The organism is Nonomuraea sp. SYSU D8015 (assembly GCF_008065375.1).
Taxonomy (GTDB): domain Bacteria; phylum Actinomycetota; class Actinomycetes; order Streptosporangiales; family Streptosporangiaceae; genus Nonomuraea.
This window is the reverse complement of sequence record NZ_VJYI01000014.1, coordinates 244,280-262,831: the sequence shown is the minus strand read 5'-3', so window position 1 is coordinate 262,831 and position 18,552 is coordinate 244,280. Positions and strand designations below refer to the sequence as shown.

At 71.4% G+C, this 18,552-nt stretch carries 14 protein-coding genes; 8 read left to right on the top strand and 6 right to left on the bottom strand.

The window, feature by feature from the left end:
- Nucleotides 1-78 precede the first annotated feature (78 nt).
- From ID574_RS41900 to ID574_RS41890, 3 genes are all read left to right on the top strand, one after another.
- A complete protein-coding gene (locus ID574_RS41900; RefSeq protein ID WP_188194574.1) occupies nt 79-891 on the top strand; it encodes a TIGR03619 family F420-dependent LLM class oxidoreductase in 813 nt (270 codons plus the stop codon).
- Nucleotides 892-997: 106 nt separating this feature from the next.
- The gene (locus tag ID574_RS41895) at nt 998-2,377 is read left to right on the top strand and encodes a serine/threonine-protein kinase (protein ID WP_188194573.1); all 1,380 of its coding nucleotides are present in this window, start codon (nt 998-1,000) and stop codon (nt 2,375-2,377) included.
- 108 nt (nt 2,378-2,485) lie between these two features.
- On the top strand, nt 2,486-4,615 hold the full coding sequence (locus tag ID574_RS41890) for a serine/threonine-protein kinase (RefSeq protein ID WP_188194572.1): 2,130 nt from the start codon (nt 2,486-2,488) through the stop codon (nt 4,613-4,615).
- Nucleotides 4,616-4,793: 178 nt separating this feature from the next.
- On the opposite strand, the gene ID574_RS41885 is transcribed toward ID574_RS41890, so the two are convergent.
- On the bottom strand, nt 4,794-5,114 hold the full coding sequence (locus ID574_RS41885; RefSeq protein ID WP_188194571.1) for a hypothetical protein: 321 nt from the start codon (nt 5,112-5,114) through the stop codon (nt 4,794-4,796).
- Between the two features lie 311 nt (nt 5,115-5,425).
- On the opposite strand from ID574_RS41885, the gene ID574_RS41880 reads away from it, so the two are divergent.
- The gene (locus ID574_RS41880; protein ID WP_188194570.1) at nt 5,426-6,220 is read left to right on the top strand and encodes a dienelactone hydrolase family protein; all 795 of its coding nucleotides are present in this window, start codon (nt 5,426-5,428) and stop codon (nt 6,218-6,220) included.
- Here ID574_RS41880 and ID574_RS41875 read toward each other — a convergent pair.
- From ID574_RS41875 to ID574_RS41865, 3 genes are read right to left on the bottom strand one after another with little or no spacing between them, the layout of a single operon-like run.
- The gene (locus tag ID574_RS41875; RefSeq protein ID WP_188194569.1) at nt 6,208-6,948 is read right to left on the bottom strand and encodes an ABC transporter ATP-binding protein; all 741 of its coding nucleotides are present in this window, start codon (nt 6,946-6,948) and stop codon (nt 6,208-6,210) included. The two genes, ID574_RS41880 and ID574_RS41875, sit on opposite strands and share 13 nt — an antisense overlap.
- Nucleotide 6,949: 1 nt before the next feature.
- The gene (locus tag ID574_RS41870) at nt 6,950-9,547 is read right to left on the bottom strand and encodes an ABC transporter permease subunit (protein WP_188194568.1); all 2,598 of its coding nucleotides are present in this window, start codon (nt 9,545-9,547) and stop codon (nt 6,950-6,952) included.
- Nucleotides 9,544-10,794, bottom strand: coding sequence for an ABC transporter substrate-binding protein (locus ID574_RS41865; RefSeq protein ID WP_188194567.1), 1,251 nt, complete (start codon nt 10,792-10,794; stop codon nt 9,544-9,546). Before ID574_RS41865 ends, ID574_RS41870 begins: the two co-directional genes overlap by 4 nt.
- A 207-nt stretch (nt 10,795-11,001) precedes the next feature.
- On the opposite strand from ID574_RS41865, the gene ID574_RS41860 reads away from it, so the two are divergent.
- Together ID574_RS41860 and ID574_RS41855 are read left to right on the top strand one after the other, a co-directional pair.
- Entirely contained in the window at nt 11,002-12,090 is a 1,089-nt protein-coding gene (locus ID574_RS41860) for an alcohol dehydrogenase catalytic domain-containing protein (RefSeq protein ID WP_188194566.1), read from the top strand.
- Nucleotides 12,091-12,117: 27 nt separating this feature from the next.
- A complete protein-coding gene (locus tag ID574_RS41855; protein ID WP_188194565.1) occupies nt 12,118-12,612 on the top strand; it encodes a cupin domain-containing protein in 495 nt (164 codons plus the stop codon).
- A 15-nt stretch (nt 12,613-12,627) separates the two neighbouring features.
- Here the strand turns inward: ID574_RS41855 and ID574_RS41850 are convergent, their stop codons facing one another.
- A complete protein-coding gene (locus ID574_RS41850; RefSeq protein WP_188194564.1) occupies nt 12,628-14,844 on the bottom strand; it encodes an MMPL family transporter in 2,217 nt (738 codons plus the stop codon).
- Nucleotides 14,845-14,943: 99 nt separating this feature from the next.
- Here ID574_RS41850 and ID574_RS41845 point away from each other — a divergent pair, with 99 nt between their 5' ends.
- Nucleotides 14,944-15,465, top strand: coding sequence for a TetR/AcrR family transcriptional regulator (locus ID574_RS41845; RefSeq protein WP_188194563.1), 522 nt, complete (start codon nt 14,944-14,946; stop codon nt 15,463-15,465).
- A 274-nt stretch (nt 15,466-15,739) separates the two neighbouring features.
- The gene (locus ID574_RS41840; protein WP_188194562.1) at nt 15,740-16,972 is read left to right on the top strand and encodes a Gfo/Idh/MocA family protein; all 1,233 of its coding nucleotides are present in this window, start codon (nt 15,740-15,742) and stop codon (nt 16,970-16,972) included.
- Nucleotides 16,973-18,141: 1,169 nt separating this feature from the next.
- On the opposite strand, the gene ID574_RS41830 is transcribed toward ID574_RS41840, so the two are convergent.
- Nucleotides 18,142-18,537 (bottom strand): MerR family transcriptional regulator, encoded by a 396-nt coding sequence (locus tag ID574_RS41830; RefSeq protein ID WP_188194561.1) that lies wholly within the window; start codon nt 18,535-18,537, stop codon nt 18,142-18,144.
- Nucleotides 18,538-18,552: the final 15 nt, after the last annotated feature.

Here is an 18,552-nt window from a genome sequence, read left to right as displayed (position 1 = left end):
CTTTCCGCGGACGTTCCTACGCAAGGTACTCTGGAAATCTTAGCCGAGCAATCGCTTGGTTAACTATGAGGAGGGCGCATGAGGCTGGGCGTCACGATGTTCGCCACGGACCTGGCCATGCCGATCGCCGAGCTGGCCCGGGCGGCGGAGGAGCGCGGCTTCGACTCCCTCTACGTGCCGGAGCACACCCACATCCCGGTCTCGCGCCGCACCCCTCCCGCCGCCGGCCAGGACGAACTGCCCGAGGAGTACAAACGCACCCTCGACCCGCTCGTCGCCCTCTCCTTCGCCGCCGCCGCGACCCGGCGGCTACGCGTCGGCACCGGCATCCTGCTCGCCGCCCAGCGCGACCCCATCGTCACCGCCAAGGCCATCGCCACGCTAGACCACCTGTCGGGCGGGCGCGTCGTGGTCGGCGTCGGCTTCGGCTGGAACGTCGAGGAGATCGAGAACCACGGCGTCCCGTACGGCCGCCGCCGCGAGATCGCCCGGCGCAACGTCCTGGCCATGCAGGCGCTGTGGCGCGACGAGGTGGCCTCGTTCGACGGCTTCGAGCCGTCCTGGTGCTGGCCCAAGCCGGTCAGCGGGCCTCCTGTGTACGTGGGCGGCGCCGCGGGGCCGAAGCTCTTCGCCCACGTCGCCGAGTACGCCGAGGGCTGGATCCCGATCGGCGGCTCCGGCATCAAGGCGGCGCTGCCGGCGTTGCGCGAGGCGTGCGAGAAGGCGGGGCGGCCGATGGCTCGCGTGATCCCGTTCGGCAGCAGGCCGACGAGGGAGAAGCTCGACTACTTCGCCGAGCTCGGCATCGAGGAGGCGGTGGCCACGCTTCCCAGCGCCCCGGCGGACACGGTGCTGCCGATCCTCGATGATTATGCGCGCCTGATCCGATGAGAAACCTGCGAGACGGACTGCCGCTACGGTCTTGACCGTGCCTCGCAGGAGGGCGGTAGTCCGTTTAGCAGGTTTCTTATCGACACGTCAGCCATAATGCCGGGATATGTCCGAGCTACGTGTCGATGACCCACGCCAGTTGGGCTCGTACCGGTTGACGCGCAGGCTCGGCCAGGGCGGCCAGGGCGTCGTCTACCTCGGCCACTCGCCGCAGGGGGCGCAGGTCGCGATCAAGCTGCTGCACGCCAGCCTGTCCGGCGATCCCGCCGTGCGGCGCCGGTTCCTCGGGGAGGTCGAGGCGGTACGCCGGGTGGCGGCGTTCTGCACGGCCCAGCTGCTCGACGCCGATCTCGAGGGCGACCGGCCCTATCTGGTGAGCGAGTACGTCGAAGGGCCCTCGCTCCGCGAGCATGTGATCGCCCAAGGGCCGCGCCGGGGCGGCTCGCTCGACCGCCTGGCCATCGGCACCGCCACCGCGCTCGGCGCCATCCACCGCGCCGGGGTCGTGCACCGGGACTTCAAGCCGGGGAACGTCCTGCTCGGGCTCGACGGGCCACGCGTGATCGACTTCGGGGTGTCCCGGCTGGTGACCACCGCCGTCACGGTCACCACCAACCAGATCCCCATCGGGACGCCGGCGTACCTGCCGCCCGAGCGCATCAAGGGCGAGCCCGCCGGGCCGGCCGCCGATCTGTGGGCGTGGGGGCTGACCGTCGCGTACACCGCGACCGGGCGGCACGCGTACACGGCGGACACCTATCAGGAGGTCCTGGCAAGGATCCTGTACGCCAAGCCGGACCTGGGGCCGCTGAGCGGGCGGCTGCGGGAGATCGTGGAGGCGTGCCTGGCTCCCGAGCCGGGGGATCGGCCGGACGCCGAGGAGGTGCTGCGGTGGCTGCTGGGGCAGGACGCGGCAGCCGGCGACGACGTCCTGTCGTCCGGCGCGATGGCCGCCCTCGGACCCTCCGGGGCCGCGTCGTCCGACCTGCCCACCGACCCCGACCCGACCACGAGCTTTCGCGCCGTCGTCCGCCCCGCCGACGACACCTCCCCCAGCAACTCCTCCCGGGCGGAACCTCCCAGGCGCCGGCCGCGGGCCTGGCAGCTCGCCGTGGCGGCGATCGGGGTGGCCATGGGGGCGACCGGGTTCGTGTTCTGGCTGCAGGGCGCCCAGGCGCCCGGACTGGAGGGGACGTGGACGGGATCGGCCGAGCACTTCACCGCCCAGCGGGTCTTCCCCGTCGAGCTGCGCCTCGGCTCCGAGGGCGGGGCCATGCGATGGGGCGCGGACCTGCACTGCTCCGGGCGGCTGGGGCGGACGGGGAGCGGGATGGTGTTCGCGCTCGATCAGGTCAAGGGCGAGGAGTGCTATCCGGGGACGGTGCGGATGTTCCCGACGCCGTACGCCGACCAAATGGCCATCAAGGTGACACGCGAAGGTAAGGAAGAGGTGACGTATTCGGGCACGGTAACCCGCACTTCTTGACCTGCAGTGTCACGGTCCGGCAGCGATTGCCCTGCGCACCGTTGACTGTTGGCGACGCGTTGCTTTCAGTAGAAAGCACGAACGGGTGGCGGCGAGGGGAGGCGCCCGTTGCCAACGGCACAGCCGCTCAGAACGGGGGACCCGCAGCGACTCGGAGAATACGAGCTTTCCGGGCGCCTGGGTGAGGGCGGTCAAGGCGCGGTGTTCCTCGGGTCTCGGAGCGGGGAGACGTACGCGGTCAAGCTGCTGCATGGGCCGGTGGGGGACGAGCGGGCGGCGTTCTTACGCGAGGTCGAGCTGGCCAAGCACGTGGCGAGGTTCTGCACGGCCCAGGTGATCGACGCCGGGTTCGACGAGGGCCGGCCGTACATCGTGAGCGAGTACGTCGACGGGCCGTCCCTGCAGCGGGAGGTCGCGCTCACCGGGCCGCGGCGCGGCGGGGCCCTGGAGCGGCTGGCGGTCAGCACCGCGACCGCGATCACGGCGATCCACCGCGCCGGCATCGTCCACAGGGACTTCAAACCCCAGAACGTGCTGCTCGGGTCGGACGGGCCGCGCGTGATCGACTTCGGCCTGGCCAGGGCGCTGGACGCGGCGGCCACGATGAGCGGCAGGGGCGTGGGGACGCCCGCGTACATGGCGCCCGAGCAGATCACGGCGTCGGCCGTCACCGGGAAGGCGGACGTGTTCTCATGGGGCGCGACGATGTGTTTCGCGGCCAACGCGACGGCGCCGTTCGGGCAGGACTCGGTGGCGCCGGTGCTGCATCGCATCCTCACCGCGCCCCCGGAGCTGGGGCGGCTGGAAGGACGGCTGCGGACGCTGGTCGAGGCCTGCCTGGACAAGGACGCGCGGAACCGGCCGACCAGCCGGGAGTTGCTGTTCGAGCTGCTGGGGGAGTCCACCGACGAACTGCCGTCCGAGGTCCTCAGCACGCCCCCGCCGCACATCCTGCGCGTCACCCCGGCCCTGATCCCCGAGCCCCGCCCGCCCGACGACCGCCCGAGCACGTCCTCGCCGCAGGACCTGCCCGACGCCGGCGCTCCCATGGCGCTGCCCGAGGCCACGGGCACGCCCGGCGGCTACGTCATGCCCGGCTCGGCGAGCGACGCCGAGGCACCCGGCACGCGGGATCACCACCAGGCGGCGGCCCATACGTCCGGACCGGGCGGTGGCAATGGCCGCGCCTCCGGAGCGGGGGGTGGCAATGGCCGCGCCTCCGGACCGAGCGGTGGGAATGGCCACGGGCCTGTTTCCGGGCGGATCGGCGCCGCGCCCGGTTCGGGCGGGTCAGGGCCTGTCGCGCCGGAGGAGGAGTTCGGGCGGCGCGGCAACGGCTGGCCCCGGGCCGCCGTCGCGGTCTGCGCGGCCCTGCTGGTGACCGCCGTCGTGCTGATCACTGTGATCGTGCCCACGCTGAACAAGGAGGGCCAGGCGTCGCAGGCCGCCGTGCCGCTCCCGCCCGCGAAGTCGGAGCCCACGGCCTCCAAGCCCTACACCTCGAAGCCGTCCCCCACCGCTACCAAGCCCAAGGAAAAGCAGGAAGCATTCAAACCACCCGTCGACCCGCCGGTGACGCAGCCGGTGACGGTCTCGATCCCGGCGCTGGCCGGAATGGACCGCGCCAAGGCGGTCAAGGCCATCAAGCGGGCGGGGCTGCTGCCCGGGCCCGTCACCGAGGTCGACTCGCCGCAGAAGATGGGGCAGGTGCTGAGCAGTCAGCCCGCCTCCGGCGCGGTCGTGGCCAAGGGGAGCACGGTCTCGTTGCAGGTGTCGGCCGGGCTGGCCGTGCCGCCCGTCACCGGACTCCAGCGCAGCGCCGCCGAGGCCGCCCTGACGCGGGCCGGTCTCGCCGTCGGCGCCGTCACCCGTACCTGCACGGACCAGCCGAACGGGCGGGTGCTCGCCTCCCAGCCCCAGGCCGGCAAGCGGGTGGCGGGCGGGACGCCGGTGGCGCTCACGGTGGCGCGCAAGGGCGCCGAGGTGCCGTCCGTCGTGGGGCAGTCCATGGAGGACGGGCGTGGTGCGCTGGTGGCGGCCGGCTTCACGGTACGGCCCCGCGGGCAGGTCGTGGAGGACGAGTCCCGGGTGGGCACGATCCTCAGCCAGAGCGTCCAGGCGGGCACGTGCGCGCAGCCTGGCGCCGTGGTGACGATCGTCTTCGGCCTGGAGGGCCAGTCGGGCCCCGACCCCACCGAACCCTCGGACACCCCCACCGGCCCGATCTCCGGCGAGTAGCCGCCCACCCGCCCTCGGGGCCTACGTCGGCGGGTCGTATGTGTCCGCCGCCGCAGGGCTCCGCTCGCTGCGCCGGTTTGCCCGCCGTGCGCGTTGCGCCGGACTCCGCCGATCCGGCACCGGTGGGGCGGGGGATCTTGCGTGGTCGAGGCGCGCGGCCGGGGTACGGAGAGGCCCCTCAGGGGCGAGTGGCGGAGGAGGTTTCCCGGCTGCGGACGGGGTCAGGGTTGCGGCCGAGGGCGATGTGCCAGCGCCCTTCCTCCCGCTCGAGTTGGAGCGTCTCCTTGTAGCGGCCGCGGTTTCCGAAGCCCTCCAGTTCGGCTCTGGCGATTTTCGGGGTGATCTCGCTGCTGATGTCGAGAGACTCCAGCTTGATGTTCTGACCGCCGTGGACGGCCAGCCGCCGGCGGATCTCCGCCGACGCGTCGTTCTGCGGTGGGGCGAGGCGGGCGATGGCCGCGTAGTCGTTGCCGTTGAGCCCTCGGACATAAGCTTCCACGGCAGTCTTCACCTAGGGCGCGCCGGTCTCCGGCTCCGGCGCCCCGCAACCGGAAAGGACGAGGCATCCGGCGAGTAAGACGCCGGATGCCCATCGAGAACGTGACATGAGACGTCTCATGCCTGCGCAGTTTACGTCCGGTGCGCGTAGAAGATCGTGTCCGCGGTCTGCGAGGCCACAATGTGCTCAGCGGCCTGTCCGCCGTCTGTACATGCTCGACTAGGGTTACCGCTCTGCCAGTCGCCGACACGACGAGCCTGATCCTCCCAGTACCTGGATATCCGGAATCATCTCCCGGCATAGTGCCCATCATGTGCCATTCCACCGACAGCAGGCCGCCCGCACCGCCGATCCAGGGCGAGGTGGCCTCTCACGAGCCGATAGAGCTGACCGCCGCCGACGGCAATCGCTTCATGGCCTACCGGGCCGAGCCCGCTCACGAGCCGATAGAGCTGACCGCCGCCGACGGCAATCGCTTCATGGCCTACCGGGCCGAGCCCGCCGAGCCGAACGGCCGCAGCGTGGTGATCCTGCCGGACGTGCGCGGGTTGCATCCGTTCTACCGGGATCTGGCCGTGCGGTTCGCCGAGGCGGGGTTCCGTACGATCGCGATCGACTACTTCGGCCGCACCGCGGGCCTCGGCGACCGCGGCGAGGACTTCGACTACATGACCCACGTCAAGCAGCTGACCAGCGACCACGTCAGAGCCGACGCCAGGGCCGCCACCGAGGCGCTGGACGGCCCCGTCTTCACGGTGGGCTTCTGCATGGGCGGCGCCCACTCGTGGCGGCAGGCCGCCGAGGGCAACGGCCTGGCCGGCGGCATCGGCTTCTACGGCGCGCTCCGGGCCATCGACGAGCCCACGACCGGGCCCGGCGCGCCGCTCCTGCTGCTCAGGGCCGGGGCGGACACGGCCTCGACGCCTGAGGAGTTCGACGCGTACACGGCCGCGCTCGACCGGGTCGGCACCGTGCACGAGACCCACGTTTACGAGGGCGCGCCGCACTCGTTCTTCGACCGCTCGTACGCCGAGTGGGAGCAGGCCTGCCAGGACGCCTGGCAGCGCATCCTGTCCTTCACCGAGCGCCACGCTCAGCCCAAATAGGCGGCCCTGACGACCGGGTCCTCCCTGATCTCCGCCGGCGCGCCGGCGGCGATCACCCGGCCGAGGTCGAGCACAACGATGCGGTCGCAGGTGTCCATGACGAACCCCATGTCATGCTCGACCAGCAGCACGGTCGTCTCCAGCGCCCGCACGACCTCCCCCAGGCGGGCGGTCTGTCCGGCGTCCAGCCCGGAGGTGGGCTCGTCGAGCAGCAGCAGCTCGGGCCGGTCGGCGAGGGCCCTGGCCAGCTCGACGAGCCGGCGCTGACCGACGGGGAGCGCGGCCGCGTACGCGTCGCGCAGCCGGGTGAGCCCGCACAGCTCCAGCACCTCCGCCACGCGCTCGCGCCGCTTGCGCTCGCGCCGCCGCCGGCCGGGCCAGCCGACCAGGTCGGCGGCGAGCCCGCCACCGCCCCCGTGCCAGTCGAGTGCGGCCAGCACGTTGTCGGCCACGGTGAGCCGGCCGAAGACCTGGGTCCGCTGGAACGTGCGGCGCAGGCCGCCCCGGGCCCGCTTGACCGGCGACACCCCGGTCAGGTCCCGGCCCGCGACGCTGACCCGCCCCGCGCTCGGCCTGCGCAGCCCGGACACCACGTCGAACAACGTCGTCTTGCCCGCCCCGTTCGGCCCGATCACGCCGCAGACCTGGCCGGCGGCGACCTCGAAGGACACCTGGTCCAGCGCCCTGACTCCGCCGAACGCCACCGACACTCCCTCGACGGCCAGCATGTCACCTCACCCCCAGGTAGGCGGCGGTCAGCCGCTCGCTGTCCACCTCGGACCGCGGTCCCACCCAGGTCACGCGGCCGAGCCGCATGAACGCCACCCGGTCGGCGATCGCGAGCGCCTCCGTGGCCTTCTCCTCCACCAGCAGCAGCGCCACCCCGCGCTCGCGCAGCTCGGCGAACACCTCGAAGACCTGCCGCACCACCAGCGGCGCCAGCCCGAGCGACGGCTCGTCGGCGATCAGCACGCGGGGCGGCCGCACGAGCGCCGGGGCGAGGGTGAGCAGTTGCTGCTCGCCGCCGGACAGGGCGCCGGCGAGCACGCCGCGGCGTTCGGCCAGCTGCGGCAGCCGGTCGTAGACGGGAGCGGGGTCGGGCAGCCAGGTCCGCAGGTTCTCCTCCACGGTGAGGCCGGGGAACACGCCCCGCCCCTCGGGCGCGAGCAGGATCCCCGCACGGGCGCGCCGGTGAGCGGGCCAGGCGGTGATGTCCTCGCCGTCGAGCAGGATCCTGCCGCTGGTGATCGGCAGGTCACCGGCCGCCGCGGCGCAGGTGGTGGACTTGCCCGCGCCGTTCGCGCCGAGCAGCGCGACGACCTCGCCGGGGTTGACGGCCAGGTCGACGCCGCGGAGCACGGTGCAGTCCGCGTACCCGGCGACGACGCCCTCCATCCTGAACAACGCGCTCTCCTGGCGTACGGCGGCCTTGGGCGGTTCCGGCGGGACGGTCTTGCGCCGGTGGCGCAGCTCGGCCATCTGCGTGAGCACCCCGTCCGGGTGCTTGGCCAGGATCATGCCGCCGAGCCCGAACAGGATGGCCCCGACGTGCGCGGACACGTCCCAGGTCGACAGCAGCTCGGGCGTCACGACCGCGATGAGCCCGCCGAGCACCGCGCCGCCGATGCGGCGCACCCCCTGGAGCACCACGATGGCCAGCCACACGAACCCGGAGAACGCCGGCAGGTCCGTGGCGGTGATCGAGCCCTTCGCGATCGCGAAGAGCACCCCGCCGAGCCCGGCGACGGCAGACGCGAGCACGAACAGCGTGATCTTGGTACGGGGTGCGGACAGCCCCGACGTCGTGGCGGCCGCCGGCGCGGATCGCACGGCCAGGATCGCCCGCCCGGACGCGGACCGCTCCAGGTTCCGCACCAGCACCGCCACGACCCCGATGAGCACGAGCAGCACGACCACCAGCACACGCGCATCGGAGGTGTCGGCGAAGCCGAACCCGAGCGCGGGCAGCGGCCACCCGATGGTCCCGTTGCTGAACGCGTCCACCTGGAACAACACCTGGTCGGCCAGCAGCGCCATGGCCAGCGTGGCGAGCGTGAGCACCCGCCCGCCCAGCCGCAGCGCGGGCAGCGCCACCAGCATGCCCACGGCCGCCGCCGCCAGCACGCCCAGCAGGATCGCCGCGAAGAACGGCAGCCCGGACGAGAACGCCCACCCGCAGGTCAGCGCGGCCATCGCGGCGAAGGCCGCCTGCGCCAGGTTGACCATGCCGCCGATCCCGGTGACCACCACGAACGAGCAGAAGATCAGCGCCAGGACGAGCCCCTGCCCGGCGATGCCCACGTAGTACGCGGGCGCCGTGAACGTGAAGATCACCAGCGCCGCCAGCCCGGCGGCCCACGGCAGCCGGCGCCGCCACGGCGGAAGCCCGGCCAGGTGGTCGGGCGGGGGCGCGTCCTCGGCCGCGCTCCCGGCGACGCGCTCGCGCGAGCGGTTCAGCAGCACGAGGCCGGCGAACAGCAGGATCACCGGCACGGCGGTACGCAGCCCAGTGACCTCCTCAAGGAAGTCTGTGTAGCCGGCGACCAGGTTCTGGACCACGCCGAGCGCCAGGCCGGCGGCGAACGTCCACGGGATCGACCGCAGCCGCCCGAACACGGCGGCCGTGGCCGAGGCGAACAGCAGCACCGTGTACGCCGTCGCGTCCAGCCCCAGCACCGACACCGCCAGCACCCCGGCGAGCCCCGCCAGCCCCGAGCCGAGCATCCACGCCAGCGCCGAGGTGGCGTCCGCGTCGATGCCGCGCAGCGTGGCGAGGCGGCGCCGGTCCACCGAGGCCCGCATGCGCAGCCCGTACGGGGTGTGCCGCATGAACGCCCACAGCCCCGCCGCGGTCACCGCCGAGAAGGCGAACGTGATGAGCTGGTCGGTGTCCAGGTGCACGCCCAGTACGTCGAACGGCACGGCCGGGTGCGGCCCGACGCCGCGCGGCAGCGAGGTCGCGTCCGCGGGCGGCAACCCCGCCAGGTCCACGACCAGCAGTCCGAGCGCGGGCAGCGCGATCGTCAGCCCGATCGTGGCGACGATCTGCGCGGTCTCCCCGGCCTGGGCGAGCCCCCGGAACATGACCTTGTGCAGCACGTAGCCGAGCGCGGGCGCGAACAGCGCCACCGACACGAGCGCCGACAGCCACGCAGGCAGCCCGGCGGCCACGTTGAGCTCGTAGAACAGCAGGGCCGACAGGAACCCGAGCGCGCCGTGGGCGAAGTTGAACACCCCGGTCGCGGCATACGAGAGCGTCAGGCCCGATCCCATGATCGCGAAGATCGCCCCGGTGACCAGGCCGCTGAGGACGTAGCCAAGGATCATTTGAGCGGCACGTTGTCGAAGCACTTCATGCTCTTGGCCACCTGGAAGGCGCCGTTCTCCAGCTTGACCAGGGCACCGCAGCCGTTCGGCTCACTGTGGTCCTTGGGGTACTGGATCCTGCCGAAGCCGGCGTTCTCGTAGGTGTACGATCCGTTGCCCGTGGCCAGGAACTTCTCCCTGGTGAGGTCCTTTCCGGTCTTGTTCAGCATGTCGAGGAAGATGTCGGCGGCCCAGTAGCCGATCGCCAGGTGCTGGGTCGGCACCGTGCCGGGGGCGACCTTCTCGACGTCCTGCTTGAGCTGGGCGATCTCGGGGGCGGTCGACTCGAAGGGCTCGAACATCGGCGCGGCGATCACGCCCTCCAGGGCCTGCGCGCTGGCCGGGTCCTTGAGGATGACGGCGTCGTAGCTGGTGGCGTCCGTGAGCACGCCCTTGTAGCCGGCCCGCTTGAGCGCCGAGTAGAGGCCGACGTTGAACTTGGTGCCCGCGATCACCGACACCACGACGTCGGGCGGCCCGCCGTCGTCCGAGGTCATGATCTTGTTGACGTACGGGAGCCAGTCGGGGGGCGGGGCGGCGGCCGGGAGGCCGGAGTTCACGCCGGCGAGCTTGAAGCCGGCCGCGGTGAACGACTGGGAGATCGTGGTGCCGCCGTACTTGCTGCCGCTGGAGTCGCTGGTCTGCACGTACACGCTCTTGCCTTCGGCGCCGCCGAGCAGCTCGGCCATCTGGCGGCCCCACCACGTCTGCGACCCCGCGCCCGGCTTGGGCGCCAGGCAGCCGTTGTAGCCGAAGCCGGTCTTGGTGCCGCACCACTGCGGCCCCGTCGCCCAGCCGAACCACGGCACGCCCTGCTGCTCCAGGAAGGCCGCGCCGCCGAAGTTGGGCGCGTGCACCGGGACCAGGGCGAACACCTGGTCCTTCTGCACGAGCTTCTTGGCGGCCGCGTCGCCCTTGGCCGCGTCCTGGCCGTCGTCCTCGGCCCCGATGAACTCGATCTTGCGTCCGTGCACGCCGCCTTCGGCGTTGGCCCGCTCGAACCTGGCCTTGGCGCCGATCTCGGCGTCCTTGGTCGAGTACCCGCTGGCGCTGGTCTTGGTCAGCACGCCGCCGACCTTGATCGTCGTGCCGGTCACGCCTGGCACCGCCGCGCCTTCCTGCTGGGTCGCGGCCTTCTGCTGGGCCGCGCACCCGGTGACGAGCAGCGCCATCGTGAGCGCCGCCGCCGAACCCCGCCGTACGATCATGATTCCCTCGCGATTTGGCCTAGCGCTCGCTTGGTTTTGTGTCGAGCGTAAATTTGCCCGGAAGGGGTGTCAACGGGCTGCTGTGTTGAATGGTCGCGCTCACTTGGCCCTCGCCCGTCACGCAAGCTTCCGCTCTCGGGCCTAACCGTTCGCCGCTCCCGAGCAACCGCTTGCTCACAATTCGGCCACCGGGTTACCGTGTGGCGCATGCTGATGCGCGCGGCCGTGCTCACCGGGTTCAAAACTCCCATGGAGATCCGCGACGTGGAGATCGCCGATCCCTCTCCCGGCGAGGTCCGCGTGCAGATCAAGGCGTCGGGCGTGTGCGGCTCCGACCTCAAGGCCATCGACGGCAAGAGCCCCGTGGTCGGCAAGCTGCCGTTCATCCTCGGGCACGAGAGCGCGGGCGTCGTGGAGAGCGTCGGCGCGGGCGTCACCACCGTGAAGCCCGGCGACCACGTCATCATCTCCATGAGCGGCCCCTGCGGACGTTGCCGCGGCTGCGGCGCGGGCCGCTTCCACCTGTGCTCGGGCCCCGCCCGGCTGCCGACGATCATGGGCGGCTTTCCCCGGATCACCATGGACGGCCAGGAAACCCGCCGGTTCATCGGCATCGGCTCGTTCGCCGAGTACGCGGTCGTCTCCGAGACCATGTGTGTGAAGATCAACAAGAGTGTGCCCTTCGCCGCCGCGTGCCTGCTGGCCTGCGGCGTCGTCACCGGCGTCGGCGCCGTGCTCAACGTCGCCCAGGTCCCGCCCGGGGCCTCGGTCCTCGTCGTGGGCTGCGGCGGGGTGGGGCTCAACGTCATCCAGGGCACGGTGCTGGCGGGCGCGACCACGATCATCGCCGCGGACGTGGCCGAGCAGAAGCTCAAGCTGGCCGAACGCTTCGGCGCCACCCACACCCTCCTGGCCGGGGACCTGCCCCGGCAGGTGGCCGACCTGGCGCCGGGCGGCGTCGACTACGCCTTCGACGTGACGGGCGTGCCCGGCGTCCTGGCGCAGGCGTTCGCCGCGACCCAGCCGGGCGGCACCACGGTCATGGTCGGCAGCCCGCCGGCGGGCGACCCGGTGGAGGTGGACCCGGGCCTGCTGTTCGCCTCCCGCCGCCTCATGGGCACCCAGGGCGGCGACTCCGCGCCGCACCGCGACCTGCCCATGCTGGCCGCCCAGTACGCGCGGGGGCGCCTGGACCTCGACGGCCTGATCTCGGAACGCCTCCCGCTCGACCAGATCAACGAGGCCGTCGAGCACGTGCGCCAGGGCGCGGTCGCCCGCACGGTGATCACGTTCTAGCGAGGCTTAAGGGGCTATTCTGCCGACATGTCCTACCCCGAACCCCGATACTTTGAAGAGTCCGGCGCGGTCAGCAGCGTGCTGCGCCCGGCCGACGCCGAACCCGACCTCACGATGGGTGTCGGCGGCACACGCGTCCACTACCTCGGCACCGGCGGCTCCACGAACGGCGCGTTCGGCCTCTACCGCTGGGAGATGGGCCCGAAGCCGGGCGGCGCCGGTGCGCACTTCCACCGGACGATCACCGAGTCGTTCTACGTGCTGTCCGGCACCGTGCGCCTCTACACCGGGGAGAAGTGGGTGGACGGCCGCCCCGGCGACTTCCTCCACGTGCCGGAGGGCGGCATCCACGGCTTCCGCAACGAGTCCGGCGAACCCGCCTCGATGCTGATCCTCTTCACCCCCGGCGCACCCCGTGAGACCTATTTCGAGGAGCTCGCCGACATCGCCGCCACCGGCCGCCAGCTCACCCCCGAGGAGTGGACGGACCTGTACCTGCGCCACGACCAGTACATGGTGTGACCCGGCGCGGGCCGGCTAGACGCCGGCCTTGACGGGTTCGCGGTGACGCGGCGCCGGCTGGTCGTCGTCGTCCTCCTCGTGGCCCTCCACGGACAGGTTCGGCAGGATCCGGTCCAGCCAGCGCGGACACCACCAGTTCGCCCCCCGCAGCAGCACCATCGTGGCCGGCACCAGGAACCCGCGGATGATCGTGGCGTCCACCGCGATCGCCACCGCCAGCCCCACGCCGAACGTCTTGACCATCGCGTCCGGGTACGCGATGAACGCCACGAAGACGGCCACCATGATCAACGCGGCGGACGTGATGACCCGCCCGGTCGAGCCGAGCCCCTCCGCCACCGACCGGGCGTTGTCCCCGTGCCGGGCGTACGCCTGCCGCACCGCCGTCAGCAGGAACACCTCGTAGTCCATCGACAGCCCGAACAGCACCGCGAACAACATCAGCGGCACGTAGCTCTCGATCGGCACCGTGAAGAACAGCGTCTGCAGGAACGAGGAGTTCGCCGGCGGATCCATGCCCACCAGGCCGCTGCCCAGCCCGATCGAGAACACCAGCGCCAGGGCGCCGAACGCGGCGCCGAGCGAGACCAGGTTCATCACCGCGGCCTTGACCGCGACGACCGGCGCGCGGAAGGCGAGCAGCAGGAGCAGGGCGCTGAGCAGCACGACCACGGCGATGACGAGCGGGGTGCGCTCGGCCATGCGGTCCCCGGCGTCGGTCATCCCCGCGACCTTGCCGCCGACGTGCACGTCGACGCCGGGCAGCGAGATCGCTCTGATGTCCCTGACGACGCCGGCGGCCCGGCTGTCGCTGGGGGCGTACTCGGTGACGGTCTGCAACAGGACCGAGCGGCCGGAGGCGTTGACCTTGGGATCGGCCACGTGGGCGACGCCGTCGACGTCCTTCACCGCGTCGGCGAGCCGCTTCACGGCCGGGTCCCCGGCGCCCGCGGCCTTCGCGGACAGCTCGGCGACCACGATGAGCGGCCCGTTCGCGCCGGGGCCGAAGCCGGTGGCCATCAGCTCGTACGCGCGCCTCGAGTCGGAGCCCTGGGCGCCGTACCCCTCGTCGAGCGGGCCGATCTTCAGCGCGAGCGCGGGGGCGGCCAGCGCGCCCAGCACGACCACGCTGGCGATCAGCACGCGCCAGGGACGGCCCGCCACCCACGCCCCCAGCCCGGCCCAGCCGGCGCCGGAGGAGGCGGAGGTCCTGAAGATCTTGAGGGCGTTGACCCGGTGCCCGAGCAGTCCCAGCAGGGCCGGGACGAGTGTGATCGAGGTCAGCACGGCGGCGACGACGGAGATGCCGGTGACCCAGCCGAGCGTGGCCAGCAGGGGGAAGCCGGCCAGCATCAACGCGCTCAACGCGATGATCACCGTGCCGCCTGCGAAGACGACCGCGCCGCCCGAGCTCGCCACGGTGCGCCGTACGGACTCCACGACCGGCACGCCCTGGGCCAGCAGCCGGCGGTGGCGCGACAGCAGGAACAACGCGTAGTCGATGCCCACGCCGAGGCCGATCATCGTGGCCATGATCCCGGCCTGCTTCGGCATGTCCACGACCCACCCGAGCAGCCCGATCACGCCGAGCCCCGTCGCCACGCTGACCAGCGCCGCGAAGATCGGAATCATCGCGGCCACCAGCGTCCCGAACGCGAACACCAGCACCAGCAGCGCGCAGACCACGCCGATGATCTCACTGGGTCCGGTCTTGATCTCCTTGTCGGCGGGGGTGGAGCCGTCGGCCGGCACGACCTCCAGTCCGGCGGCCCGCGCCGGGTCCGCGGCCTTCGACAGGGCCTGGGTGGTCTCGGCGAGCTTGTCGGGGTCGTGGCCCTGCATGCGGATCGTGATGAGCCCGATCTGCAGGTTGGAGGCGAGGCCGCCCCTGCGGTAAGGCGTGTCCACCTGGACGACGTGCGGCATCGTACGGATGCGGTCGATCGAGTCCTCGACGGCCTGCTTGCGCTTCTCCTCGATGAGGGGCCCGTCGGCGGAGTAGAGCAGCAGCTGCACCGTGCCGCCCTGGCCGTAGCCCGGCCCGAAGCCCTCCTTCATGAGGTCGTGCGCGCGTTGCGCGTCGGTGCCGGGGATGCTCGCGTCGTTGCTGGTGGGGCTGCTGAACGCGAGGCTGGAGCCCATCGTCCCGGCGGCCACGATCGCCCATAACAGCAGTACGATCTTCCCGTGCCGCGCGCACCAGCCGCCCAGCCGTCCCAGCAACCGCGTCATCGCCCCGCCCCCACTCGACGACCGTCCTGTACGGTCGTACAGGACATACGGTAGGGCGGGTATGTTACGAAAAACCGCATCCGTCGGGAAAATGAGACGATGACCACAGCCGACGACACCCGCACCCGGATCCTGGCGGCGGCCAGGGAGCTGTTCGCCGAGCGCGGCTACGCGGCCACCTCCCTGGCCGACATCGCCGCCGCCGTCGGCCTGACCAAGACCGCCGTCGCCTACCACTTCCACCCGAAGGGCCGCCTGGCCTCGGAGCTGCTGTCCCCGGCGGCCGGCGAGATGCTCGGGCTGCTCGGCACCGACTACGCGAGCCGGCAGGAGTTCGTGGACGCGCTGGTCGAGTTCGCCGTGCGGTACCGCTCGGTGATCCGCTTGTTCATGGAGGACCTGGCAGGCGACGATTCCGTCTCGCCGGACTCCGAGCGCGCGACGATCAGGACGTTCCGGGACGAGATTTACGCCAAGCTGGTGGGCGACGATCCCGATCCCGCGATCAGGCTCAGGAGCTGGGCCCTGCTCGGAGCGTTGCAGTGGGGCGCGGTCAAGACGATGGACCTCCCGGAGGAGCAGGTCAGAGCCGTCCTCCTGGAGTCCTGCCGGGCCCTCTAGAAACCCTGGGACCTCCCTGCCGCCCAGAGCTCTCCCAACGCACGGGCCGGGCCGAAGAGGCGGCGGCGCAGAACGCGGCTGAAGGCCGAGGACCCCGCTCGAGTTACCACCTCCGCAGGCTTCGAGTCTCCTCAAGACGCCGTTTCCTCGCGTCCGGCGGTACCTGACGCCGTGACGCCATCAGATCTGCTCCGGCGCCGGGCGTGAACGCCGGATCCTTGGACGCCTTAACATCGGCCGACATACGTAAACCGATTACATAAGTGGAGGTATCATGATCACGCTCGCCGTCGTCGGCGCAGGCTCGCGGGGCACCACCTACGCCCGCCACGCCGTCGCGACCGGAACGGCACGCGTGATCGCGGTGGCCGACCCGCTGGACAGCCGCCGCACGCGATTCCCCGGAGCGCGGCACTACGCCGACTGGCGGGAGCTGGCCGCGCTGCCCCGGCAGGCCGACGCGGTCATCATCGCCACCCAGGACCGCGACCACGTCGAGCCCGCGGTGCGCTTCGCCGAGCTCGGCTACGACATCCTGCTGGAAAAGCCGATGGCGGTCTCGGAGGACGACTGCCGCTCGATCGTTGCGGCCGCCGAGCGGTCGCCGGACGCGATCTTCGCCGTCTGCCACGTGCTGCGCTACACGCCGTACACGCGGACGCTGAAGGCGCTGCTCGACGGCGGACGGATCGGCGAGATCGTCAGCATCCAGCACCTGGAGCCGGTCGGCTGGTGGCACCAGGCGCACTCGTACGTGCGGGGCAACTGGCGGCGTACGGACGAGTCGACGTTCATGCTGCTCGCCAAGTCCTGCCACGACCTCGACTGGCTGGCACACCTGACCGGCAGGCAGGTCACCCGCGTGTCGTCCTTCGGCGGCCTCCACCACTTCCGCCCCGAGAACCGGCCCTCCGGCGCCGCCGACCGCTGCCTGGACTGCACCGTGGAGCCGGGCTGCCCGTACTCGGCCAAGCGCATCTACCTGCCGCTGGCAGGGCGGGCGGAGTGGCCCTTGTCGGTGCTCACGGACGACGTCTCGGAGGAGGGCGTGCTGGCGGCGCTCAGGACCGGCCCCTACGGCAGGTGCGTGTACGCGTGCGACAACGACGTGGTGGACCACCAGGTGGTGAACATGGAGTTCGAAGGCGGCACGACCGCGTCGTTCACCATGACCGGCTTCACCCCGGCGCTGCACCGGCAGACCCGTGTCTTCGGCACCCACGGGTCCATCGACGGCGACGGCGACCGCCTGACCGTCCACGACTTCCTGACCGGCCGCTCCGAGACCCTCGAAACCCGCCCCACGGGCGACGCCACAGCCAGGGGCGGGCACGGGGGCGGTGACGAGGCGCTGGTCGAGGCGTTCCTGACCGCGGTCGCCACGCGAGACCGCACCCCGATCCTCTCCTCACCGTCCGAGAGCCTGCACAGCCACCTGCTCGCCTGGGCCGCTGAAGAATCCCGCCTCCACGGCAAGATCATCACCCTTGAACAACGGCTCCCCTGAACACCACACCCTCACCGCACCCCGCCCTCACCAGGCGGGGCGGAAGCTGGATCGGGTGATCGGGGCCTCCGTGCGTCCGGAGCACGGCCCGGCATCGCACCGGCAGACGCTGACGGCAACACAGAGTCGCGCGTCACCTGCCAGACCGCTTCTTTCGTCAAGCCGTGGCGTGAGCCAGCCGCAGGAGACACCGCTCGTATTCACCCGGGCGCTCGGGCCCTTGCGCGGAACGCGGACCTGCGGCGGGCCGGGGCCACGAACTGCTGATCGGATGTCGAGCCGTCGAGCTCTCTCGTTAGGGCGTGGCGTGCCCCTGCGTGGCTCACCTGGGCCGATGACGAACGAAAGAGGCGCTGGTGACGGTGACATGCGGAATCGACTGGAGCGAAAGGCATCACCCTGACGTCGCCCTGGTCGATGAAGGCGGCAAGCTGGTGGCCAAGCGGCGCATCAGCGACGATGCCCACGGCTGGCGGGTCCTGCCGGAGCCCACCAGGAACGGGTACGGGACGGTCGACGTCATGGCGGCGCCGATGGGGCGCCCTTGCCGGGGTGCAGGTCGGGCATGGTGGCGACGTGCATCATGCCGTCGAGGCGGCCACCTGACGGCACTGCGCGACGGCATCGGACTCGATCCAGCTCGTAGGGGAGGTGAACACGGTGACCGTGGCCGCAGCGGCCGGAGGCAGGAAGTGTTGCTGGGACGAAGACGCTCTCTTCGCTGAACAGGATGTGGGTATGCGGCATCACGGCGGCAAGTGAGCGCCGTGGCATCTCGAAATAGCGGTGCTGTCCGTCAGAGCCTCATGGACACCACATTCCCCGAGCCCACCACGCGAGGCAAACGATTTTCGGCCGGACCCTGATCGCAGAGCCGAACCCCGGCCGCGTGAATCGGCCGTCCCGTCACCGTTGTTCGTTCGCACGCCGTCGTGTCACAGGGGTTCGAGGCGGACCCTGTGACACGAGGCTGACATCCCATCAGGCGGCGTCGAGGGCTACGGTGATCTTGCGGGCCATCTCGGCCATGGTGGGGCTGGGCTCGCTCTTCCGTTCCACCCCGACAGCGCCGAGGCACGCAACCTCGAAGCGGCCGGATCGGGGCGGCGGCATCGCGCGTGGGAGTCACCGTCCGCACCCTCCACCATTGGGAGTTCTATCGAAGCAATTTAGGGCGCACAATCTGTGACGTTGTCCCGCAAACCCAGACGCCCCTCGTAGACGGCCACCTTGTGGGTGATCAGCTTGAGGCACTCGTTGAGTTCATGCATCTGGGCGAGCACCCGTTCCCGATGTTCGCGCAACACCTGCAGCCGTTCCACCTCGTTACCTTGGCCCGCCCTGACGAGCTCGGTGTAGCGCCGGATGTCGGTCAAGGGCATGCCGGAGGCCCGCAGCCGGATGCAAACGCCCAGCCAGTCGACATCACCCTCGCTGTAGACCCGGTGCCCTGCGGTTCCCCGCCGTACCGGCTTGGCCAGCAGCCCCTCCCGCTCGTAGAACCGGAGTGTGTGCACGCTGAGCCCGGTGCGCTCGGCGACCTGGCCGATGCTCAAACCCGACATGTGGCTCAGTTTGAC